Annotated in this window: 21 protein-coding genes and 4 pseudogenes; 19 read left to right on the forward strand and 6 right to left on the reverse strand. The window is 66.7% G+C overall.

What is annotated here, in order from left to right:
• Positions 1-9 precede the first annotated feature (9 nt).
• Both ACFZBP_RS36610 and ACFZBP_RS36615 read left to right on the forward strand, forming a co-directional pair.
• Positions 10-1077 carry a DUF2637 domain-containing protein gene (locus ACFZBP_RS36610; protein ID WP_391419886.1) on the forward strand — a complete coding sequence of 356 codons (1068 nt, stop codon included), beginning with the start codon at positions 10-12 and terminating at the stop codon, positions 1075-1077.
• Between the two features lie 246 nt (positions 1078-1323).
• Positions 1324-1728, forward strand: a complete 405-nt coding sequence (locus tag ACFZBP_RS36615) for a hypothetical protein (RefSeq protein WP_391419889.1) — start codon at positions 1324-1326, stop codon at positions 1726-1728.
• Positions 1729-1763: 35 nt separating this feature from the next.
• Here ACFZBP_RS36615 and ACFZBP_RS36620 read toward each other — a convergent pair whose 3' ends face one another.
• Positions 1764-3869 (reverse strand): NACHT domain-containing protein, encoded by a 2106-nt coding sequence (locus ACFZBP_RS36620; protein ID WP_391419891.1) that lies wholly within the window; start codon positions 3867-3869, stop codon positions 1764-1766.
• A gap of 534 nt (positions 3870-4403) precedes the next feature.
• Here ACFZBP_RS36620 and ACFZBP_RS36625 point away from each other — a divergent pair.
• The 17 genes and pseudogenes from ACFZBP_RS36625 to ACFZBP_RS36705 all read left to right on the forward strand — a co-directional run.
• A pseudogene (locus ACFZBP_RS36625) lies at positions 4404-4472 on the forward strand (winged helix-turn-helix domain-containing protein); the annotation flags it as partial.
• 190 nt (positions 4473-4662) lie between these two features.
• The gene (locus ACFZBP_RS36630; protein WP_391420114.1) at positions 4663-4884 is read left to right on the forward strand and encodes a hypothetical protein; all 222 of its coding nucleotides are present in this window, start codon (positions 4663-4665) and stop codon (positions 4882-4884) included.
• 160 nt (positions 4885-5044) lie between these two features.
• On the forward strand, positions 5045-5167 hold the full coding sequence (locus ACFZBP_RS36635; protein WP_391419893.1) for a hypothetical protein: 123 nt from the start codon (positions 5045-5047) through the stop codon (positions 5165-5167).
• Between the two features lie 621 nt (positions 5168-5788).
• Positions 5789-6253 (forward strand): hypothetical protein, encoded by a 465-nt coding sequence (locus tag ACFZBP_RS36640; protein WP_391419896.1) that lies wholly within the window; start codon positions 5789-5791, stop codon positions 6251-6253.
• Between the two features lie 10 nt (positions 6254-6263).
• The gene (locus ACFZBP_RS36645; RefSeq protein ID WP_391419898.1) at positions 6264-7241 is read left to right on the forward strand and encodes an NlpC/P60 family protein; all 978 of its coding nucleotides are present in this window, start codon (positions 6264-6266) and stop codon (positions 7239-7241) included.
• A gap of 182 nt (positions 7242-7423) precedes the next feature.
• Positions 7424-7795, forward strand: coding sequence for a hypothetical protein (locus ACFZBP_RS36650; RefSeq protein WP_391419900.1), 372 nt, complete (start codon positions 7424-7426; stop codon positions 7793-7795).
• Positions 7796-7805: 10 nt separating this feature from the next.
• Positions 7806-8264 carry a hypothetical protein gene (locus ACFZBP_RS36655; protein WP_391419902.1) on the forward strand — a complete coding sequence of 153 codons (459 nt, stop codon included), beginning with the start codon at positions 7806-7808 and terminating at the stop codon, positions 8262-8264.
• Positions 8265-8400: 136 nt separating this feature from the next.
• Entirely contained in the window at positions 8401-8670 is a 270-nt protein-coding gene (locus ACFZBP_RS36660; RefSeq protein ID WP_244190583.1) for a hypothetical protein, read from the forward strand.
• A gap of 39 nt (positions 8671-8709) precedes the next feature.
• Entirely contained in the window at positions 8710-9984 is a 1275-nt protein-coding gene (locus tag ACFZBP_RS36665) for a hypothetical protein (protein WP_391419904.1), read from the forward strand.
• Positions 9965-11599 (forward strand): hypothetical protein, encoded by a 1635-nt coding sequence (locus ACFZBP_RS36670; protein WP_391419907.1) that lies wholly within the window; start codon positions 9965-9967, stop codon positions 11597-11599. Before ACFZBP_RS36665 ends, ACFZBP_RS36670 begins: the two co-directional genes overlap by 20 nt.
• A 1-nt stretch (position 11600) precedes the next feature.
• Positions 11601-13127: an SCO6880 family protein gene (locus tag ACFZBP_RS36675; RefSeq protein WP_391419909.1), complete on the forward strand. Its 1527-nt coding sequence runs from the start codon at positions 11601-11603 to the stop codon at positions 13125-13127.
• The gene (locus ACFZBP_RS36680) at positions 13124-14560 is read left to right on the forward strand and encodes an ATP/GTP-binding protein (RefSeq protein WP_391419911.1); all 1437 of its coding nucleotides are present in this window, start codon (positions 13124-13126) and stop codon (positions 14558-14560) included. Before ACFZBP_RS36675 ends, ACFZBP_RS36680 begins: the two co-directional genes overlap by 4 nt.
• Before the next feature lie 62 nt (positions 14561-14622).
• Entirely contained in the window at positions 14623-14943 is a 321-nt protein-coding gene (locus ACFZBP_RS36685) for a DUF6238 family protein (protein WP_391419913.1), read from the forward strand.
• A 417-nt stretch (positions 14944-15360) separates the two neighbouring features.
• Entirely contained in the window at positions 15361-16695 is a 1335-nt protein-coding gene (locus ACFZBP_RS36690; RefSeq protein WP_391419915.1) for a TraM recognition domain-containing protein, read from the forward strand.
• A complete protein-coding gene (locus ACFZBP_RS36695; RefSeq protein WP_391419917.1) occupies positions 16692-17201 on the forward strand; it encodes a hypothetical protein in 510 nt (169 codons plus the stop codon). The genes ACFZBP_RS36690 and ACFZBP_RS36695 overlap by 4 nt, the downstream gene beginning before the upstream one ends.
• 85 nt (positions 17202-17286) lie before the next feature.
• Positions 17287-17607: a hypothetical protein gene (locus ACFZBP_RS36700; RefSeq protein WP_391419919.1), complete on the forward strand. Its 321-nt coding sequence runs from the start codon at positions 17287-17289 to the stop codon at positions 17605-17607.
• A 142-nt stretch (positions 17608-17749) separates the two neighbouring features.
• A pseudogene (locus tag ACFZBP_RS36705) lies at positions 17750-18115 on the forward strand (transposase family protein); the annotation flags it as partial.
• A gap of 5 nt (positions 18116-18120) precedes the next feature.
• Here the strand turns inward: ACFZBP_RS36705 and ACFZBP_RS36710 are convergent.
• From ACFZBP_RS36710 to ACFZBP_RS36730, 5 genes and pseudogenes are all read right to left on the reverse strand, one after another.
• Positions 18121-18513 (reverse strand): annotated as a pseudogene (locus ACFZBP_RS36710) (transposase); the annotation flags it as partial.
• 1767 nt (positions 18514-20280) lie between these two features.
• A pseudogene (locus tag ACFZBP_RS36715) lies at positions 20281-20841 on the reverse strand (MFS transporter); the annotation flags it as partial.
• A 152-nt stretch (positions 20842-20993) separates the two neighbouring features.
• Positions 20994-21626 (reverse strand): methyltransferase, encoded by a 633-nt coding sequence (locus tag ACFZBP_RS36720; RefSeq protein WP_391419922.1) that lies wholly within the window; start codon positions 21624-21626, stop codon positions 20994-20996.
• A complete protein-coding gene (locus tag ACFZBP_RS36725; protein ID WP_391419924.1) occupies positions 21623-22363 on the reverse strand; it encodes a cation transporter in 741 nt (246 codons plus the stop codon). Before ACFZBP_RS36725 ends, ACFZBP_RS36720 begins: the two co-directional genes overlap by 4 nt.
• Positions 22363-22698, reverse strand: coding sequence for an ArsR/SmtB family transcription factor (locus ACFZBP_RS36730; protein ID WP_381864333.1), 336 nt, complete (start codon positions 22696-22698; stop codon positions 22363-22365). Before ACFZBP_RS36730 ends, ACFZBP_RS36725 begins: the two co-directional genes overlap by 1 nt.
• Between the last annotated feature and the right edge of the window lie 29 nt (positions 22699-22727).

Consider the following 22727-nt stretch of genomic DNA (forward strand, 5'->3'; position numbering starts at 1 on the left):
TTGCGCCCGATGACAGCCTGGGACAGAACGGCGATCGTCCTCCTTGGCTCGGCCGGCTTCGCCTTCTCCTACGACGCGCTCCGGCAAATCGCCGTCGCGATCCACGCGCGAGAGAGCCTTTCCTATCTCTTCCCGGTGTTCGTCGACGGGTTCATTGCGTACGGCGTGCGCGCGATCGTGCTCCTCCGCAACCGCCACTTCGGTGCGCGCCTGTACGCCTGGGTCCTCTTCCTGGCGGCCACCGGAGCGAGTCTCGGAGCCAATGCTCTTCACGCCATCACTCTGAACCACGGACCGCAAGCCGGACGGTCCGCACTGCACCTCTCGAACAGCGTGGTCGGGGTCCTTTCGACCCTCGCGCCGTTGGCGCTGGCGGGGTCTGTCCACCTCTACATCCTGATGGCACGGACCGCCGAACACACGGTCCGGGACGAAGCAAACCACGGTCCGGGACCGGTCCGCGGCAACGTTCGTCCCGAACACGATGACGCCCCCTGGACCACAGCTGTCCGCCCTGTGCCCGAACTCCAGGCACCAGAGGCGCAAGGCGATGGCAGCGGTCCGTCCGCGCCGGACGGACCTACCGGAACCCTGGTTGACCTGCACAAACACGGTCTACCGCCTGCGGACACAGCTCATCTCGCGCCCGATGAGATGCCGGGCCCTGCACAGTCCCCGGTGTCTGCGGACGGCCCCGGCGAGGCAACGGACGAGCCGGACGGACAGCTTCGTCACGTCGCGGACCAGGAGTCGGCGACGCCGTCCTCGACGGTGACGCACCACCCGGCTCCGCCGCCGGTCCGCGACTCGACGGACGGGAAAACGCCGCCCGTCCCGGACGGCGTTGAGTCCCCGCAGGACCGGAAGGCCAAAGACAGCTGGCTGGACGACATCATGCCGATCGCACGCGCCGCCGCCAGTCAGGCCGGACGCATCAGCCGGGACGCCTTGAAGGACCACATCCGAGCGCACACGGAACTCGGCAACGATCGCATGGGCGTTGTCCTCGCTCTCCTCAAGGAAGAGGAGAAGGCCGCAGCGAAGGAAGCCGCCGCTGCCTCCAGCGCTTCCCAGTGATCTCATCTACAGCATGCCTCCCAGCCGCTGCCCGCTTACTGAGCAGCGGCCGGGGGGCGGCCAACGAACCAGGAAGGAAGCAGCATGCGGCGAGGCCGCCCGAACCACCCAGAGGAGGCCGACCGTCTCGAAGCCGTGTCACCGACAACGGCCCTGAGGAACCACCTCCTGAGCGGCGGACGCCTTTCGCCTGTCCACGTGCCGGACCTCCCCCTGGCCGAAGGCGAGACAGCCTTTGCCGATCTCGTGGCTACGACAGCACGGTTCTACGGCACCGAGCCCGCCCTTCCGCCCAACCGCCCCGCCGGGTACTACGAGGACCACCCGGCATTCGGCCGGCGCTGGGTGCCCAATCCGCGGCTCGACGCCCGGCGCAGACGAGAGGCAGAAGCTGCGGCCAGTCCCCGCTGGCGCGACTGCGCCCCGGCCCGAGTCGTCCTGACCTCCACGGGACTTCGGATCAGGACCGCTTACGCGCCGGCAACCTGGCTGCCGTTCGACCACTGCCTTCTCACACAGGTCGTGGTGGAGCCCCACGAGACCGTGCTCTCGTACAACGTGTGCGCCCCGCTCCTTCTCGCCGGTCCAGCCGCGTCCTGGATCGGCATCGTCACCGAGCACATCTGGCACGCCACCGCCTACTCAGATTGAACTCGCGATGTCCACAACCTGGTGGCTCAGGTTGGCTACGGGCTTCGAGCCAGCCATCGCTGGAACTCACGGTGCCGGAACTGGTACGCGCCGCCGGAGGTTCGCAGCAGACCTCCCGCGTGCGACCACCGCAAGAGCCCTCCGAGTCGATACGGGAGTTGGTTGCGCAGGCACAGCAGGAACACCAGGTACCTCCGGCCACCGCCAAAGTCCTGCACCCAGCGCAGAGCCGCGGCCATCAGGCCGAAGGTCAGAACGTCGAGAATCGGCACCGAGGAAAGCACCAGCGCGTCTGAGAAGGACATCACCCACCGGGCTGCCACCATGGAGAGCCCGGCGACGACGAACACGGCGCCTCCGAAGAGGAGATCGCCCCTCAGTACGTAATGCCACCTCACGGCGGTATTAACGTCGGGTGGGTACGTACCGCCAAAGGTATGAGTGAGTCCCGTTCCGTGCACGATCCGTATGCCCAGAAGGACTGACCAGAACACGGCTAGAGCGGGCAGGAACGAGACGAGCGATCCGAGACCCATCGCGTCGGCCAGCCACGCGACGGGGAGGGCTGCCAGCCCGCCCAGTCCGCCGAGTGCGAGCCCCACTGGCACCGTGTCGATGACCAGGCGCAGCGTTGCCTGCGAGAACACTCGCCCCCAAGGCACGCACATTGGCATGTCGCCCGCCTGTCGGAAGACGTCCCTCGCCACCAGAACGGCCCCCAGCCCGGCAGTGGGGTACAGCCAGGCCCCCGTACTCTGCCTCAAGAGCAACAGTGGCAGCACGAGGCTTAGGAAGACGAGGGTGGCCGCCACCGCGTCCGCGTAGCGCACGCGGTCGATTCCTGCGATCGACCATAGCCGGGGGCGGTGGATGTCGACGCGTTCCCCGGCATCGGGTCCGCTGCGCAGATGGCGGGCGATCACTGCGAGCCATGCTCGGACCCGTTCGGCGTCGTACCGCGACGGGCGGATGTCCACGACGGCAGGGATAAAGAGGGAAAGCAGGCGGTCCTTGAGCAGCGGCGCCGAGGTGTAGTCGAATAGTTCCGAGGGATCGCCGCGCCTGTGATAGACGGCTTTGACGAGGAAGAGCCACCACGGCGTCGCCAGGGTCTCGTAGAGCACGGCGGACGAGGACAGGTCCTGAGCGAACCTCTGCCAGCGCTCCTCGTCCCGGAACACCGTGGTCAGATGCTCCGCGACGTGCCCTAGGCTCAGCGGGTCGATGTCGACGCCGACCGCGTGCTGCAGACGATCTGACCGCGGTAGGGCGTCATAGTGGGCCTTGCGGCACAACAGCACCAGTGGAAACGTCGACACCATGTTCCCGTGGTCGTTGAGCTTCTTCAACGCTTCGAGGGCACGCGGGGCTCGTGGGTCCGGCAGCTGTTGCCCGTCCAGGTCGTACATGATGTCGCCGTGCGCGTCGGTGAGGCCCGGGTCCATCTCGTCCAGGCCGTCGAGGACGGGCAGGACGAGCCCATTCTCCACGATCCACTCCGCGCGCTGCTCGGAAATGCCGGCCTTGATCACGTGGCCGATCAGAAGCTTCTCGAACGGAACCTTCAGGTCCCATTCGGCCAGCGGAACTCGTACGGGCACGGGATCGCTCGGCATGCGCTGCTTAAGAAGGCCGCGCACCAACTCCACCGATAGCACCGTCTTTCCCGCGCCGGCGGCTCCCGTGACGACGAGGCGAGGCCTCGAACAGGCCCGGTAGTACTCGGCGATGCCGGGGACGTTTACGTTTGTCGAGGGACTGCTGCCCGCGACCTGCCCGCGTGGCGGGCCTCTGCCGGGGATCCTGTCAGCAGCACGTCGGGTGAAGGTAAGAGTGAGTTGTTCTTCGTCCCTGCCAATCAGAGCGCGGAACTGCTTCTCCTCGGCGGCCAAGACTCTCTTCGCCAGTGTTCCCGCAGCGCTCTGTGCGTGCATCAGCCCGTCATCTCGCTGTGGAAGGGCCTTGCGGGCCGCCTCCCAACCGCCCAGCGCAAGGGCGAGACTCAAGGCCGTGAGCACCACGGACACGATGGAGGCGGTGCTGCTCGCGTCCTGGTGTCCCTTCAACAGCTGCACGAGCGCCCAGACAGCCGCGCCCGCGATAACCAGGACGGTGATCAGCCACCTCACGGCCTTCGCCATGTGCTTCCCCCGCCCCCGGGAACGCCTATCTCCTGCTAGGACAACGGTAGTTGATGAATAGATACCCTCGTCACATTCCCCGAAAGAAGCGCGACTCCCTCGGTTCGCTTCCTCGTGGATGATGGTGGTTCTGGGCTACTCATCTGGAATCCGCGATGTTCGGGCTGGGGTGACGGGTGGTGATCCCTGCGGTACGACCGGAGCATGCGGTATGCGCAAGGTGACGGGCTGACGCCCGCTGAGCAGGAGAAGCGGGAGGCCGTGCGGCTGGAGGCAGCCAAGTGGTTCGAGGCTGACGCGGGCACCGCGCAGATTGGTGGCGCTACGGGTGACGGACCGGTCGGTGCGCCGGTGGCGGGCGGCCTGGCAGCGCCGAGGTACGGCGGCGCTGGCGTCGGCGGGGCCGATGATGACCGAACGGCTTGCGCTGGCGCAGCGGCTGGAGGCGGAGCTTAAGCGGGGCCGCTGGTGCACGGCTTCGATGACGAGCAGCAGGGCTGGACGCTGGCCAGGGTCAAGCTGCTGATCGGCCGGATGTTCCACGTCGGCTACACCGTCCAATGGGTGTGGCGGCTGCTCAAGCGGCACGGCTGGAGCTGTCAGGTGCCCATCCGCCGGGCGCTGGAGCGGGACGAGGCGGCCATCGAGATATGGAAGGCCGAGGTGTGGCCGCGGGTAAAGTACCGCGCACGACCTGGGCGCCCACATCTGCTTCGCGGACGAGAGCGGCCAGTCGCTGATCCCGCCGCGGGGGCGGACCTGGGCGCCACGCGACGCCCGTCCGATGGTGCGGGTGGCCGGGTGGCGCGGTGGGCGGGTCAACATCGCCGGGGCGGTGTGCTTCAAGCCTGGGGTGCGAGCCCGGATGTTCTTCAAGCTGCACGTCTGTCCCGGACGCAAGGGCGAGCCGAAGTCGTTCACCTGGCAGGACTACCGCGACTTCATCCGGATGGTGCACCTGCAACTGGGCACCCCAGTGGTGTGGGTCTGGGACAACCTCTCCGTCCACCTGTAGCAGGAGATCTTCGACTTCGCTGAGGAGCACAAGAACTGGCTGGTCATCTTCCATCTGCCGCCGTACGGACAGGAGATCAACCCACAGGAGGGGATCTGGAGCCTGCTCAAGCGCGCCCTGGCCGGACTTCGCCGCCGCGGACCTGGCACACCTGACCCGCGTGATCAAGCGGAAGCTGAAGAAGATCCAGAACCGGCCGCACCTGATCGACGGCTGCCTGCCAACCACCGGCCTGAACCTTTTCGGCCTGAACGATCAGCCGGACATCTCGGATTCAACCTGAGTAACCGCGAGTCGGGCCAACCCCTCCACACCGGAAGTCGGAACCTAATTCTTGGAATTAGGTTCCGACTTTTTTGCTGATTCGAGTTGTCCGCAGACCCCTGCAATGATTCAGGAACAGTCAGCGCCACAGATAACTGGCTATCGCTGGAGACTCGCTATTAAAGCGGATCTCCACACTTCCGGGAGGGGCTGATCGACCTTGATATGAGTAACGGATAACGCCACATCACCCTGCTTAATACTCACTGCCCACGGATACAGGAAGCGCCCACAAGCATCGAGCGCACGGATATTCGCCCGGCAGGTCGGAGAAGGGGCCATATGCGCCCCTCGATCCACGCATCGGATTCCCCGGCAATCGCCGGTAGAAGCCCGCGGGAGAACTTCCCCCACTCCTGCGAAGGGGTGTTGCGGTCCCCTGGTCAGGGACCGCAACACCCGCTCTCCCCCTAGAACACTGCACCAAGGTCGTGGTTCCCTCATGCCTAAATCCAGGCGTTTCATAAATTCACGGGTCGGAATAGGAGCCGTCTGCTCTCTTGCGGCTCTGTCAGTCGGCTGCTCCAGCTCGTCGGACGGCCCCTCGAAGGCGGCAAGCCCGCAGCACCGCTCCGTCAGCGTGGGCATCGCCGAGACGTCCACCCCGAGCGCAGAAAGCTTCGCGCCAGCACCAGGCACGGCCCTGCCCAAGGATGTTGAGCGCACAGCGCGGGCGTTCACCACGGCCTATGCGGAGCACGATGCCCGCGACGGCAAGGACACGTCGTATGCGGACGCCGGCGCTCGCGCGGCCAAGCTCGCTTCGGGTGAGCTCGCGAGCGTCCTCGCCCAGAAGAGGCCGAGCCAGGACGCCGCATGGGCAGCCCTTCGTGCTGAAAGGGCCCGCCAGACCGTAAAGATCGACTCCGTGGTGGTTCCCGACGGAGCTCCCGCTGTTAGCCCGTCCTCGGCCCTTGTCCGAGTCGGCTACACAGTCAGCACGACCCCGAAGTCCGGGCAGGTGCGACAGAGCCGCGACCACCTGGTCGTGCGTCTGGAGCACAGCTCCACAGGCTGGCGCGTCACGGCTCTGCCGTGGGCGTGACGGGGGCGGGATGAACAAGGGCATCCACTTCGGTCTGGGGCTCTTCGCACTCACGGTCGTTTCGACTATCACTCTGCTGACCACGTTCGGCGGGGCTGACAGCGCCTCCGCTCAGGAGACCGGCCCGGGCGGCAGCATCACGACGGACGCCCCGGTTCCGGGCTGGGTCCGAGCGCTGATCAGCAAGCACGCGGGCGAGTGTCCGCAGGTCACTGCGTCACTCCTGGCGGCTCAGCTCTACACCGAGAGCAAGTTCGATCCGGATGCGAATTCCCGGGTCGGGGCGCTCGGTATCGCGCAGTTCATGCCTGCGACCTGGTCTCAGCATGGGGTGGACGGGGATGGGGACGGCGTCAAGGACGTCCGTAACCCGGCCGATGCCATCGCGGCTCAGGCGAAGTATGACTGCACGCTCGCCGAAGAGGTCAAAGAGGTGCCGGGCGACTCGACGGACAACATGCTCGCCGCGTACAACGCCGGCGGCCCTGCTGTGATCGAGTTCGGCGGCATCCCGCCGTATCCCGAGACACGCAACTACGCAAGGGACATCCGGCAGTTGGCGGCGAAGTGGGCCGACGCAGTCCAGCCCAACGCTCCGGCTGGCAAAGGCGCCGCCCGCGCGATCTCCGCCGCGAAGACTGCCCTGGGCACCTGGTACCGGTGGGGCGGCAGCTGTGCCAAACCGTATGAGGGCGCGAACGGCTGCGACTGCTCCTCGCTGACCAAGATGGCCTGGAAGCAGGCAGGCGTGAACCTTCCCCGGGTCACCTACGAGCAGGTTCATGCCGGGACGGCGGTCAAGAGCGTCTCCCAACTGCGCCCCGGTGACCTCCTGTTCAGCGTTCCGGGCAGAGCTGGCCCGGAGCACGTCGGGATGTACATCGGCGACGGCCAGGTCATCGATGCCCCGCACACCGGGGCGAAGGTCCGGATCAAACCGCTCAGTTTCTGGAAGCCGCAGATCATCGCGATGCGGCACGTCGGATGACCACTTCGGAATCCCGTGTCCCGTGTAGCGCTTAGCGAACCTCCACACACCGGATTCGCCTTACGCCCAGCCCGGATCCCAGCAATCTCTGGCCGATAAGGGCGCAGCCGCACGGCCGGATTAGGCGAATTCCGCACGCCCCGTAATCACCCAATCAAGTCACTTCGAAAGGTAGGACTTTCATGAATCTGCATACCCCTGCCCGTCTCGCTACTGCGGGTCTGCTGGCCCTGTCGGTGGCCGCTGGGGCGACAGCAGCCACCACCCTGCCCGCCAGCGCCGCGGCCAGCAGCGTCGGTACGAAGGCTTGCACCGAGTGGGTGCATTTGAAGACCACCGTCTCCGCCACTGTGAAGCTGCGCAGCGGTCCGGGGACCAAGTACGTCGCAATCAAGCAGCTCTCCAAGGACACGAAGGTCTATTGGGACTGCAACCGCGGATCGACCGGCAGCGGGAAGTCCTGGGGCCACGTCCAGGTCAAGTCCGGCGTGAACAAGGGCAAGACCGGCTGGGTGGCCCGGACCTACATCAACACGCCGATGCAGCTCTCCTGAGGAATCCGGCGTGGAAAACGGCACCTGTGTGCCGAAGTCCTTCTGCACTCCTTCGGGCATGCAGATCCTCGTGAATACCCATCTGACGAAAAGGAATTCCATGAACCTACGCACTTCGCGTCTGGCCACTTCGGGTCTACTGACCCTTTCGCTGGTCGCTGGCGTGACAGTCGCCACCTCCGCAACTGCCAACGCCGCGGTCAGCAGCGTCGGCAAGAAGGCATGCACCGAGTCGGTGAAGTTGAACACCAGGGTTTCCGCCACCGTGAAATTCAGGACGGGGCCCGGGGTCAAGTGGCTGGCGAAGGGGCAACTCGCTGAGGACACGCGGGTCTATTGGGGCTGCAACCGTGGTTCCACGGGCTCCAACAAGAGCTGGTCGTACGTGAAGGTGAAGAACGGCGTGCACGCGGGAAAGGTCGGCTGGGTGTCCCAGCGCTACGTACCCGTGCCGATGCAGCTCGACTGACCGAGCAATTCTCTCCGCTGCCGGGGAATCCGACCCATTCGATATCCAAAGCATCAGGGGAACCAATATGCACAGCTTCCTATCTGCCGTCTCCGACTCTTCCTTGCACTCGACCCTCGCCGCCGGAGCCGACGTTGTGTCCGGCGTAAAGCCGGACTGGGGCCCCTTCGGCAAGCTCGGCGGGACGGCGAAGGTGATCCTCGGTGTCATCGCGGCTGTGGTGCTCGTCATCGGTGCCGGGGCGTTCCTCGCGGGTGTCGGCAAGAGCAAGGGCTGGTTCGGAGAGGGGCACTCCACGATGGAGAGCTCGCGCGGCAAGGGCATGATGGTCGGCGGGCTGACCTGCGTCTTCCTCGTGGCGTCCTTCGGCACGATCTTCGTCATCACGTACGGCATGGGTGTGTGACCCATGGCTTCTCGCTCCCGTAGAAGGAACGATCCGGCGATGGCGGCCGGCGCGAAGCGGTCGTCCGCGAAGCTCTGGGGCGTGGCTGTCGCTGGGGCGGCAGTCGTCACTGCGGCCGGGGTGATCGTCAGCCTCGCCACCGGCAGCCCGTCCGCTCCCGCTGCTGCGCAATCGTCGCCCGCGCACTCCGTTCCGCGGGTGGGCGAGGAGCGCGTGCGCACCGTGAACGGCGTTCCTGTGGGCTATCCGCGCACGCAGGCCGGTGCCAAAGCGGCAGCGGCCAACTACACGACCGTCAGCGGCAGTGCCGCGTTCCTCACGAACAGGGGAGCGCGGCACCGCGCGGTGGCGGTGATGGCGAGCGACGCCGCCGCCAAGGCTGTGACGAGGAAGGCCGACCAGGACGCGCGCCGCGTTGTCGGCGCACTTCGCGGCGACAACGCCAAGGTGCACCCGAAGCGGACCATCGCCCGCACCGGCGTGCTCGCTGCGCGCCTGCTTGGCTTCGATGATCACGGTGCGATGGTCCGGCTGTGGACGACGACGGTTCGGGGCAGCGCAGCCGGGCACGCGACGCCGAAGGTGGGCTTCCAGTCGCTGACGGTCACGCTCTCCTGGGAGTCCAATGACTGGAAGCTGAGGGACAGTTCGGGCACGAGCGGGCTCGTGGCCCCGATCGACGAGCAGCAGGCGTCCAACGTCACGAACGACTTCTCTGACTACGTCCCCTCGGCTGCCGACGACCCGGTCCTGAGCGGCGCCGCCGGAAGGAACGGCTTCCCGGCGAATTACGCCCGGGACGAGCGCGGCGCCCACGCTGCTGCGGTCAGCGCCGCGATGCTCTTCGGCGACCCGAGGTTCTTCGTCAATGACGACTGGCGGCAGAGGATGCTGGCGGCCACGGCCGCGCCGAGCGTGCTGGAGGCGGTCACCTCGGATGCGGACTCGACGGCACGCCTGGTCATGGAGAACCGCGGGGTCGGCGTCGACGGCAAGACCGCGGACGGCAGCGAGCTGGTCACGCGGACGGCGGCGCTCGCCACCCGGTCCATCTCGTACTCCGACCAGGCCGCGAGCGTCGAGTTGTGGACGGCGTCCGTGGGCGGAGTCGCTGGCAAGGACGAGACCCAGCGCCCGCAGATCGCGTTCCTGCGCATGACCGTCGATCTGGTGTGGACCGACGGGACATGGAAGACGACGGCCGTAACCCCCTCCGAGCCGCTCGTGCCGTCGCCGCCCGCTCTGCAGGAAGCCTCGCCGGCCGACCGCTTCACGGACGTGGGAGGTGCCAGCAATGCGCCTGCGCTTGCGTGATGACGCCCCTGGTCTCCTGAGCGTCGAGCGGGGCACGCCGGGCCGGTGGGGTCGCCGTCTTCAGACGGTGGTCTGGGTCAACGTGGTCATCGGATTCGTCTTTGTTCCGTCCGCGGTGGCCAACCCGTTCTGCTACATCCCGATGGTGTGCGAGGCGAAGGCCGCGATCGATTTCGTCTCGGATCCGCTGGGCTTTCTGCTTCAGAAGCTCACCGACGCGAACATCTGGTTCCTGCGGAAGATGCTGGAACTGATCCAGAACACCACGAAGATCGATCTCACGAGCAGCGGGTTCCTGAAGCAGTACGCGATCATCTTCGCGGTCTCCAGCCTGCTCACAGTCGCCCTGTGGCTGATCGCCGTCGCGAAGCGGGCGGTGCGCGGTGTCGCCCTGACCACCGCGATCTCCGAGGCGGTCGGCTTCCTGCTGCTCCAGTTCATAGTCAACGCCATGACCCCGGCTGCAATCGCCCTTCTGATGAAGGCGATTGACCAGGTCACCGCGATGTTCGAGCCGTACGCGACCTCGAACTTCAGGCCATTCCTGGAGAACATCCTCAAGACGATGGCGGCGAACCCGACGGGAGGCGTCGGTCAGCTGCTAGTCGTCAACCTGATCATGCTGATCGGCGCCCTGCTGATGTGGGTCGAGCTCCTGATCCGCAGTGCGGCGATCTACGTGGGCGTCGCGCTCGGCCCCATCGTGAACGCCGGACTCGTCGACAAGGATCTGTGGGGCAAGAGCAAGCGGTGGTTCGCTGCGATCTTCGCGATCGGGTTGAGCAAGCCGGTGCTCTTCGCCCTGCTCGGCCTGGGCGGCGCCCTGCTCAGTGACTCGTCAGGCAGCATGTCCGACGAGGTGTCCAAGACCCTGGTAGGCGCGCTGATCCTGCTGCTGGCCGTGTTCGCCTCAGCCACCCTCTACAAGTGGGTGCCTGCCTTCGGCGACGAGATGGCACAGCTCCATCACGACCGGAAGAGTGCCCAGTCCGCGGGCCCGGCTTCTGTGATCGACGGCCCCGGCCAGCATGCGAACCGGGCCATCAACTCGTACGTGCAGGACGCGCTGGTCGGGGGCGGCTCGAAGAGCACGGCGGCCAAGACGGCCGCGACGACGGGTGGTGGCGGTGTGGCTGCCGCCGGGCCGATCGGCGTTGCGGCCGCTGCGACCAAGGCGGGCGTGGACGTGGCGAGGAACAAGGCCGCCGCTTCTCCCGGCATGCAGGGCGCCGACGCAGCCAACGGCGGCTCCGGTCAGGACCAGGCACAGCACAGCGACGACAGCCGTGCCGGATCGGTCGGTGCACCAGCTGCTGCGCGCCCCGAGGGAGCCTCGTCCTCCCCCGTCGTCGGCTCAGCTCCGAACTGGGGATCCGCGGGCAACCACGCTGCCACCGGGCGACCACCAGGCGCGAGCGGAACACCGATCCCGGCACCCCCGACCTCGACGCAGCCGCCCGCCTCGGCGGCGCCGGCTTCACCCGCGATGCCTGCCTCCCCCACGTCCGCATCAGGAACCACCTCGGGCTCCGGGCCCTCGGTGACGTCCCCGCCGCCGTCGCGGCCGTCGGGCGGCCCACTGCCCGGCAGGCCGACCCCCAGCAAGGACCAGTGACATGACGACTCGTACGTATCAGTTCGGAACGCACCGCCCCACGGGCTTGGTAGGCCGCCGCGACATGGGCGAACAGGTCGTACTCGGTGGTGGCGCGGTCGCCGGTATCCTCCTCGGCTACCTCTTCAGCGGTGCCACGGCCATCGCGGCAGTCGGCCTTGTGACGCCGATCCTGTTCGCGCTCGTCGTCGTGTACGCCCCGTACCGGCCGAAGGGCACGTCCCAGCGGCGCACGCTGTACCGGTGGTGGAGGATCAACCGCTACCACCGTCGTGCGCTGCGTCGTACGGGCGGCGTGTGGGTATCCCCCGCGTTCGAGGCCGGCGTGCGCCGGGACGGCACGCCGCCGGACGCCGCGCTGGCCGAGCCTGAGGGCATTGGGGGGATGACCTGGGTCCCGGTCTCGGTACGCGGTCAGCGAGCCGCGGTCGTCCTCCAGCCGGAGGCCCGCTGTGTCACGGCCACCCTGGAGATCGCCTCCCCCGGCCTGGGCGGCAAGGAAGTCGCCGAACAGGTCGTCGCGCTGGAGCGCTGGGGCGAACTCCTCGACGCCTTCGGCAACGTCGACGAGCACCCGGTCAAGCGGGTTCAGGTCATCGCCCGGCAGATGAAGTCCGACCCCTACGCGCACCAGCGGTTCATCACTCAGCGGGACGAGTCAGCGGCGACGGCCGCCGCTCCGCAGTGGCTGAAGGACTCGTACGACGTGCTGGCCAACGCGGTGTCGACCTCGGCGGAAGAACACCGTTACTACATCACCATCCACGCGAAGTTCACCCGCGACCTGGCGGCCGAAGGCGCGGCCCGAGGCACGGGGGACAAGGGGATCGCAGCGGCGATGGCCGCGTATCTGGAGGAGCTCTGGTCACGCGCGGAGGATGCTGACCTATCGGTGATCGCACCTCTCGATGAAGGCCGGCTGGCTGCGTTCATCCGTAACAGCTACGACCCGGACCACGCCATCTGGGACACCGAGCTCCCACAGGCACACGCCTTCCCGCGCAACGTCGATGTCCGTCAGGGCACACATGTGGCCTCCCGAGCCGCAGGCTCCACGAACCAGTGGTTCCATGCCACCGCGGCCGTCGTCGGCTGGCCCACTACACCGGTCGGCCCCGACTTCCTGGCCCCCCTGTTGATCGGCATGCCTGACGTGATCCGAACCATCGCGATCACTCAGCAGCTGGAGCCGAACAACAAGGCCGTGGAGCGCATGCTCGCCGAGGACACCAACAACCAGGCGGAGATGGACCGCGACCGCAAGCGCGGCAAGAACATCGACCCGCGCGACCAGATCGCGGCGGACGCCACCGGCTCGCGCGGCATGGCCCTGGCCCAGTCCGGTGCCGCCGGTTCCGCAGTCGTCGGCTACATCACGATCTCCGCACGCAGTGCCGAAGAGCTGGAGCGCACGAAGCGCACGACCGCTTCCCGTGCCCGCAATGCCCAGCTCCGGGTGGAGTGGCTCGACCTCGAACACGCTCGCGCCTTCGCCACCACGCTGCCCTTCGCCGGAGGCATCAAGTGACTGAGCTTCTCGATCTCGCCCCGCTGTCCCCGATGTATGAGACGGTGCGCCGCCCGCTCTACACGGAGACGACCACCAGCCAGGCCCTGTACCTGCCCATCGCACCCCCGACCCTGGGGACCGCGGGGGCGATCATCGGCCGGGAGCTGTACAGCGGGAAGGCGTTCATCTACTGCCCCTTCTCGGCGTTCGGTGACGGCCTGCCCGGCGGGAACATGATCGTGATGGGCGACACCGGCCGGGGGAAGTCAGCGCTCACCAAGACCTACGCCGCACGACAGATCCGCCTCGGCCGTCAGGTGGTCGTGCTCGACACCAAGGAGCAGAAGGAGCGAGAAGAGGGCGAGTGGGCCGCACTCGGTCACTCGCTGACCGGCAAGGCCCCCGTGAAGTTCGCCCCAGGGGGCGGTCGCGGTGCCTCCTGCATCAACCCGATGGACCCGGCCATCGCGGGCAAGCGGCAGATCGAGCTGGTGCGGACGATCGTCGAACTCGGCCTCGGGAAGTCCCTGGACGAGTTCGCCGGCTCCGCACTGCGCATCGCGATCCGCCGCGCCCACCAGCGGGCGGGTGCCCTTGGCCGCACGCCGGTCCTGGCAGACGTCGCCGCCGCGCTCCGGTCTCCGGAGGAGTCCGACGCCACGGCCAAGCAACGGACACGGGACGAACTTCTTGGTGACGGCCTCGAAGCGTCCTACGTGCTGGACCGGCTCTGCGGCAGTGAGCAGGACGCGACCGGCGACCTCACCGGCATGCTCGACGGGCCGACCAGTCTCGGCGTGGACCTCGACGCCGACATGATCGTCTTCGACCTGACGAAGGTCCCGTCCGGCGGCGTCGCCATGACCATCCTCGTCGCCGTCATCAGCGTGTTCCTCGAAGAGGTGTGGCTGCGTCCGCTGTGCGAGTGCGGTACGGAACCGGGACAGCACGAACGGGTCGTGGTCGACGCGAACTCCGGAGCCTGGGAAGTGGGGCCGAACCCGGAATCGGGCTGCCTCCGCTACACCCAGCGCAAGCGCATCCTCGTCTGCGAGGAGGCGTGGCACATCCTCGGAACTCCCCAACTCGCTTCACTCTTGGAGAAGTTCCTCAAATTCGCTCGTGGCTACGGACTGTCCTGCATCTTCATCGTCCACCACCTGTCGGACATCGATGACAGCCCGGAGACCCAAGCGGCTCTGAAGATGGCGGACACCATCGTCATCTACTCGCAGAAGAAATCCGAGGCAGAAGCGACGGTGTCCCGGCTGGGCCTGCCGTCCTGGACGGCGGAGCACATCATGCGCCTGCGCCGCGGAATCGCTCTGTGGAAGGTCGGCGAGGTCATCTATCCCGGCGTCCAACACCTCCTGGTCGAGGCCGAGCAGCACCTGTGCTTCTCCTCCGGCTCGATGACCGACCTGACCAGCACATCCCCGCACACCGAATGAGCAAGTACCGCCACTTCTCCGCCGCCGACCCATTCCACGCAGATTCGGAGCGCGTCCCCTCCATGACCATCACCACCGACGAGACCACGTTCCCGACCGACGAGCACGCCGTGCGGCAGGACATCGACCAACTGCACGCCGATGCTCTCGACCTCGCCCGCCGTACGAAGGCGCTGGCCAACGTGCTGGACCACGGCGACTACTCCGCAGCCGGGGGCCGCGTCCGTACGGCCGTCGCCCATATCTGGCGAGCTGCCGAAGACCTGCACAGCGCCTTCCATACGGCGCCGCCGCGCTGTGCAGGGCCGGACGCGTCCCTCTCCCGGCTCTGCGGTCGGCGGATGCGCTACCTCGCGGCCCGCATCGCACGGAGGGCCGAGTAGTGGACGTCATGCCCAGTGGGGTCTCCCTGGCCCTTTATGCCCTGACCGTTGTGTGCGCGGTGGTCCTGTTGACGGTCTGGGTCCTGATGAACCGGGGCCGACGCAATGCCGGATTCGCAAGCAAGGGGCAGCTGAAGCGCCAGATGTCAGCCAAGGCGGTCCTGAGAGCCAGGGAGATCCGCCCTTCCCTCACCCGCGGTGCCGACGAGCCCGCTCGTGCATCAGCGGTGAGCCTCGCGAAGGACCGCTCCGTCGGTCGTTGATCCGCCCCTCTCCTCGCCCCACTTTGTTCCGGAGCACGCCATGCACCACCTCCTTGATCCTTACGACTTCGGCTATTCGCTGGGAACCTCGCAACGCCCGAAAGGCGTTGAGCTGTGGTCTCGCGCCGACAAGGCATGCCGGGTCATCGGCCCCATGGGCAGCGGAAAGACTCTGCGCTTCTTCGCTCCGACCATCCGCAACTGGGCCGGTCCGGTCCTGGCCACCTCGACCAAACCTGACCTGGTCGAACTGACCCTCGACGCACGGCGGCGGGACGGCCGACCCGTCATGGTCTTCGACCCGCAGAACATCGCACCCTCCCTCCCGAGGTTCCGTTGGACGCCAATCAACGGCGCGTCCGAAACGGAGGTCGCGATGATGAGGGCCAAGGCGTTCGTCGCGGGTTCACGGACTCCGGGTTCCGCGGCACAGTCCAGCGAGGGCAGCGCGTTCTACAAGGGACAGGCGTCCAAGATCCTCGCCGCGTTCTTCCACGCCGCCGCCCTCGACGGCGCCAGCCTCGACTGGGTGCTGAAGTGGGCCCGCAAGCTCACGGACCCCGCCCCCCTTGGCATCCTCAACGCTCATCCCGGCGCTGGCCCCGGCTGGGCGGACATGCTCCGCACTGCCACCACAGGAGACAGCCGCACGGTCGGCAACACCGCCTCGACCCTCGACGCGGCCCTGGAACCGTTCATGCACCAGACGGTGATCCGCGCCCTCCAGGGCGACGGAGAGGACGCTACGGACTTCCACGATTTCCTTGACGCAGGAGGCACCATCTACCTGCTCGGCAAGGACTCGGAGGTAAACAGCGTCGCACCGCTGACCACGGCGATAGCCGAAGACCTGCTCGACCTCGCAGAGGCTCACGCCATTGCCTCCCCGGCCGGACGGCTCGACCCGGCCCTCCTCGCCGCGCTGGACGAGGCGCCGAATATCGCACCCATCCCGAGCCTGCGTCAGCGCGTCGCCGACGGCCGTGGTCGAGGCATCACGGTCATCTACGGGCTTCAGGCTTGGGCGTCCGCCCGAGCCCGGTTCGGCGAGGACACGGCGAAAGAGCTGGCAGCGTTCACCAACAACGTCGTGGTCTTCAGCGGGGACAAGGACCCCGACTTCCTCAAGGACATGTCCGATCTTTGCGGTCAGGTTGAACGGGAGCGCACGACGAAGACCACAACTGGGGGAGACCGCGGCGGCCACTCGACCGCCACGCACATGGCACTGGAACCGGTCCTGCGCGGTGACGAAATCAGGGGTCTTCCGGAAGGCCACGCTTTGGTCCTCGCCGACAACCTCCCGCCCATCGTCACGCGTCTCGACGGCATGTGGACCTGGGAGTCCTGGACCGAGATCGAAGGTCACGTCCGCGCCCTGCGAGCGGCGAACGAGGCGGAGCGCTCACGGCAGGCCACGGCGAAGAAGAACCAGGCCAAGGCTCACGCCGCCACGTGGGCTGACCGCGAGGGGGCGGCTGCCGCATGACGAATCCCCTTGCGCAATTGGAGCCCTTCCCCGAGCCACCGGCGCTGATCTTGGAGTACATCGCGGAGCGAAGCGCAGACGAGTCCGTGGTCGACGGCCCCGCTCCGTGGGATCTGAGGGCTCTGCCAGCCGAGTTGATCGCGCCCATGCCCGCGTGGCTCGACTCCGTGTGCCGCTGGCTGAACTGGACGTATGCCTGGCAGCCGCAGGACGTCATCCCGCCGTGCTGGGCGAAGCACGAGGGCCTTGGGTACGAGATCGCGGCCCTGGCCTTCGCCCGAACCGATGCGTACGCAGACGCGGGCTCGACCGTGATCTGGCACGAGCAGTACGACCGGTTCCTCGCGCGGATGAACAAGGCCCTCGGAAAGGCCGGCGACGAATGCCGAGTCGGACGGCACGAAGACCGTCCAGCGCGCTTCCAGCTCGCAGCCTGGCCCGCACAAGCCGATGGAGGCCGCGAAGAAGCCGAGCCTGCGGAACGAGCCGAGGAGATGGCGCAATGATGACGAACCCCGACATGGTCTTCTCGGCGGACCCCGTCATGGATTGGTGGCGCGAAGCGGCTGGGAGAAGGATGAAGCTCGAACGGTGCTCCGTGATCTCGGCTGGGAGTGGGTGGAGGAACTGCACGCTCTCGTCCCGCCGGACGACGTGCCACAGGTCGATGCCGCGGTTCAGGCGGTGGCAGAACTGCACCTTCACGGCCACCGCACCGGTTACGCGGTGGGACCTTGCGGCGCGATGCGGCTGACCCTGGACCGCGCGGAGCAGGTGTTCACAAAGGTCGCTGCGCGGGAGACCTCCGAGGCTCGCCCAAAAGTAGCCACTCAAAACGATCAACCCACGCCGGGGCGGCAACAGTCGGCTTACGGCGACGCAGTCGTCTCAGGAAGCCCGTTTCGCCAGTAGGTCCCGGGTACCTATCGATCTAGTCCGGGACCCGGGGCACCGGGCTGGTCGTACCGCACCGCCGCGAGCGCGGCCAGGCCGAACTGCCCGCCTGCAGAGTTGCCACTCGGCTCGGGGCCCACGTCCGAACGTCGCCCGAGACGTCACCGATCCCGGCGGCCGATTGCTATGGCTCTCACCCACGTTGCCAGGCCGAACTCACGACCTGACCGCGGCCCGCACCCACCGGATCATCCGCATCTGCGAGCGCCAGGGCGTCCCCATCCCGGCCGATCTCGCCTACCAGGGCGGCGGCCCCTGGGTGACCACGGGCATCAAACGCGGGCCCCTGCAGGAACTCACCCTCACCGAGAAGACCGTCAACCGGACCCTGACCACGGCACGGGCACCGGTCGAACGCGGCGTCGCACAGCTGAAGTCCTGGCGGATCTTCCGCAGATCCCGATGCAGCCCGAACCGCATGACGTCAATCGCGAAAGCTGTCCTCACCCTGGAGCGGCAACGCTGAAGAAGCTCAATGAGCGCCGGTCCCGCACCGGAGGCGTAGGCGAGGAACACCCCCAGCTGGCAATTGTCGATCTTGCCGGAGGTACCGGTGTACTGCCGCTGCACCCCCGCCGAGCGCACCCCCTTCCCCACGAGCCCCGTCTCGTCGACGACCAGGACTCCGTCCGCGGCACCGATGTGCTCCACCGTGTAGGCACGGACCCGGTCCCGGACCGCATCGTTGTCCCAGTCCGCCTGGTTCAGCAGCCGCTGCATTCCTTCCGGGCCCCGATCACCGGCCTGCTCAGCCAGCGGCCACCCACTCTGGCGTTCCAGGGGAGACAGCAGCCCCCGCATGTACTCCAACGCCCGCCGGCGAGGCTCCGACCTGCGAAAGCACGACCCGAACCGGCTATGCAACCCAGCTCAACCCCGCAGCCCAGCCGCGGACTTCGTCAATCGAGACGCTCCCACCCACGCACCACCAACGACCTGGAGCCTGACACGTCACCCAACTGTCGTTGCAGTACTAATTAGGGATCCAATCTAAATTCTGTGATTGACTGCGTGAACTGATCCCGAACAAGAGGGTCAATTTCTTGCACCTCATCACGCTTTCCTCCACCACTAGAGCCATACTTGGTCGAGAGATATGGGGGCGCAGGTGGGCGAGATTTCATGGCGTCAAGGTGCACTACAGTACGGGCGAAAGGCTCATCCCCTAGAGTTTTGCGAACCCAACTTGAAGGTGAAAAGTCTGTCCTCGTGCAGACGTTTTCAGATTTCGCCCCAGAGCTGCATTGAGCATGCCCTGAGTCGCCCGTTGGTGTGGACATTGAAGTATAGGCCGTCAAGCGAACAAGGTTCTGTTTGTCGTCTCGGGCATCAAAGACGAATGAGTGAGTCCGAGTTTCCCCGGGCGCCAGGGATTCGCCAGTCCTAAGCAGGTCATCGAGGGTGAGAAGGGACACGAACCTTCCAAAATGATCCAGGTTCGGTTCCGAACGGTCCAATTTTGTTTTCATTTCACGAGTAGACATTCGCTCTGCCGACTCCATGAAATGGCCAGTAACCGAGTAGACGGCCCCGAGCGCCTCAGCTGGCGCCTCCCCATTATTCTTTAGCGTTACAACACCGCGAAGTCGCGTGACTCCATTCGATGCATTCACCCTTTCGAGTCGAGTTGTTACGTCAACCTTTGGCTGCTCATGGGCTGGCTTATAGAATGTCAGATATGCGAATTGAAAAAATCCCAGCAGTGGCAATAGTGCGCCGACGGCCACCCAGCCGAAGTTTACGTGTCCGTCGATCAAAGCGCTGACTAGGATTACTGCGGCGCCCAAGAATAGAAGAATAGAGACAATGAGCCACTTCAGATCTCCCGAATCCGTTTCCGGGCTCCTCAGCTCAATCCAAATTGGAATGAAAAACATTGGAAGAGCGGCAGCCTGGGAGAGCAAGACAAGTGGATGATGCCACGGACCTCGGTCCCCGACTGCAGTAAAAATGATCGGTACCTGCTTTCGGGCAGCCTTGCGGCGCTCGTATAACTGGTGAAACATATGAACCAGTGCGCCAGTATTGAGGGCGACGATTACAAGTCTGAGCAGTGCTGAAAGAACCTGCTCTCTCGCAAAGTAACTTACGTCCTTGGCTGCGCTCCATGCAAATAGGCAGCTTTCAGCTACGAGGAGGAACACAAGGAGCCCGAAGAGCACAATGTAAATGCGAGGGTGTTTCCTTGACAATCCGTCTCCAAATAGAACGATGCCTTACTTCCAAGACCATAAACCTGCTGTCTGACCCTTGGTTGATCTCCTTCACACTGCTTTCGGTCATCTGCCACCGCATCTTGGTGTAGTCCGTTAGGGCACACAGCTCTTAGCTCTGCCAGGTCCTTCACGTAGCGCGTTGTCGCGTGACGCCAGACGGACTTCTCCGTCACACGGCCGCTGAGCGACGCCACCAGATCCTGTTCGGAGAGCTGCCGCACCTTCACGTCGGGATGATCCCAACCGCCTACCCTGGCCAGCCGACGGATCTGCTCGTAGTTGCGAGGGTCGATGAATACCGGACTGTGAGTCGCATACATCACTTGAGTTCGGTCCGCCGCCGAGGCGACAAAGCCGCGCAAAACCTGGGCGAAGACCCTTGTCTGCGCCGGATGCTGAAAAAGCTCCGGCTCTGGGCCATCGTGGTGGCACCGCCCGCGGCGATCAGCGTGACAGTGCGGGTGGTGACGCCTGTGTGGCGGGTCAGGGTCGCGTAGAGGGTACGGCCGAGAGTCTGGCGCGCGCTGCCGAGGCCGAGGGCCCAGGCTGCCGCCGTGGGGCTGGCGCCGCGTTCGGTCAGCAGGGGGACGAGGGCGATGACAACGGCGTACATGGCGAAGGCGTTGAGGGTGAGCGCGGCGGCCAGGACCAGGAATGGACGGCTACGTGCGACCGACCTGCTGTCGTCGGGCTGTTGGGCGAGGTGAACAGGTGCCGGGGCCATGAGGCGCGAAGGGCGAGGGTGTGGGCAGGAATCGTGACGGCCGCGAGGACCGCATACGTACTGCGCAAGCTCAAGCGCTCGGCAAGTGTGGCTGTCAGGGGTGCGAAGACGGTGGAGGCCAGGCCGCCGACGAGGGTGAGGGTCGTGAGGACACGGACGAGGTCCTCACCCACCAGCGTGTTACGGGGGCGAACGCCGACTGGTAGAAGGTGGCGGCCATGGCTGCCCGGCCAGCAGCCAAGCCGCCTTGAATCCTCGATCAGCATCGGGAAGTCATGGGAGGGCAGGCAGTCGGCGCACTAGGTAGGTGTCAGGTCCCACCTCGGCCGAAGACGTCGAGGCGCGGGGGTTGGAGCACCGCCTCGAAGGTGGGGCTGCCGACGGCACCGAATGCCTCCGCCAAGCTAGGAATTTGTGTCAATCGGGCTGGGCCGCTGTCGTCCAAAGCCGGGTACGAAGCGGCCTGCGCTTGCCGCGTAGGCGGTGTACGCCGGACCGTGTACTGCCCTGAGATACGGCTCCTCTACCACGCGCACCTGCAGCTCAACGGCGATGGCCAGTGCGGCCAGAGAAGCGATGGCAAGCAGGTTCGGAACCATGAGGGTGAGTCCGAGGCCCGTGACGGCCATGGTGGTGAAGATCGGGTTGCGGACGAGGGTGAAGGGGCCATCGCTGACGAGCGCGGTGCGTTCCTCCTGGTCGACGCCCACGCGCCAGGACGTTCCCATGGCGCGCTGGGCCATCAGAGTGCCGACGACGCCCAGCACGGCGATCGCCATGCCGACTGCGTGCACGGCCGGAGCATGGCCCGTGAGGACCGGCATACCCGCCAGCGTGACCACGGGCGCTGCGGCGGCGCCGAGCAGGGCGACGACGAAGAGCACCCCGGCCCACCAGGAGGCCGAGCCGGGGGTCCCGGAAAGGCCGCGGAAGCCCGAGTCGCCGGTGCGACGGCGCTGGATGAGCGTGCGGATACCGAAGGCGGTCAGGAGCCAGAACCCGTAGAGCGCCAGCGCCGTCCAGGCCCAGCCGGTCATCGGGCGCCCACCTCCTTCTCCTCGCCGGGCGTGCAGCAGGCGCAGCCCGGAGCGCAGCCGCAGCCGTCGCTCTGGCCCTCCGCTTCAGCGATCCCGCCGATGGGGACGGCGCAGCAGCTGTCGCCGCGCCACGCCTCGCGGCCCTCCTTGACCGCGACGGCGGCGATGACCAGGGCGGCGATCGGGTCCGCCCAGTTCCAGCCGAACAGGGAGTTGGCGAGCAGGCCGACCAGGACGACGGCCGACAGGTAGGTGCACAGCAGTGTCTGCTTGGAGTCGGCCACTGCGGAGGCGGAGCCGAGTTCTCGCCCGGCGCGGCGCTGGGCGGCGGACAGGAACGGCATGACGGCGAGGGAGAGCGCGGCCAGGACGATGCCGGGCGTGGAGTGCTGGGCTTCGCCGGTACCGGCGAGGGCGCGGACGGAGTCGACGGTGACGTAGGCGGCGAGGGCGAAGAAGGACAACGCGATGATGCGCAGCGCGGTCTTCTCGCGGGCTTCGCGGGCGGCGTGGTCGGTGGCGGAGAACTGCCAGGCCACGGCTGCCGCGGAGGAGACCTCGATCACCGAGTCCAGGCCGAAGCCGATCAGGGCCGTGGAGGAGGCGAGGGTGCCGGCGGTGATGGCGACGATCGCCTCGATGACGTTGTAGGTGATGGTGGCGGCGACCAGCAGGCGTATACGGCGGGCCAGTTGGGTGCGGCGGGCCGGGGTGGGGCCGAGGGAGATGGCTGTCATCAGCAGCAGCCCTTCTCTTCGGCCTCTACGCAGGTGCGGTCGGCTTCGACTGCGAGGACCGCGCCGCGCAGGTCGTCCAGGGCGTGGCCGAGTCGGGCGTCGGCCAGCTCGTAGCGCATGCGCCGGCCTTCGGGGACGGCGACGACGATGCCGCAGTCGCGCAGGCAGGCGAGGTGGTTCGACAGCCGGGTGCGGGAGATCTCCAGCTTGTCGGCCAGGTCGGCCGGGTGGGCGGGGGCTTCCCGGAGAGCGAGCAGGATTTGGCACCGGATCGGGTCGGCGAGCGCACGGCCGAAGCGGGCCAGGGCGTCGATGTCGGAGGCGATGCTCAGCATGCCTCCGACGGTACACGTATTCGTGGATT

It is taken from the genome of Streptomyces sp. NPDC008086, from assembly GCF_042957325.1.
In the GTDB taxonomy this organism is placed as follows: Bacteria; Actinomycetota; Actinomycetes; order Streptomycetales; family Streptomycetaceae; genus Streptomyces.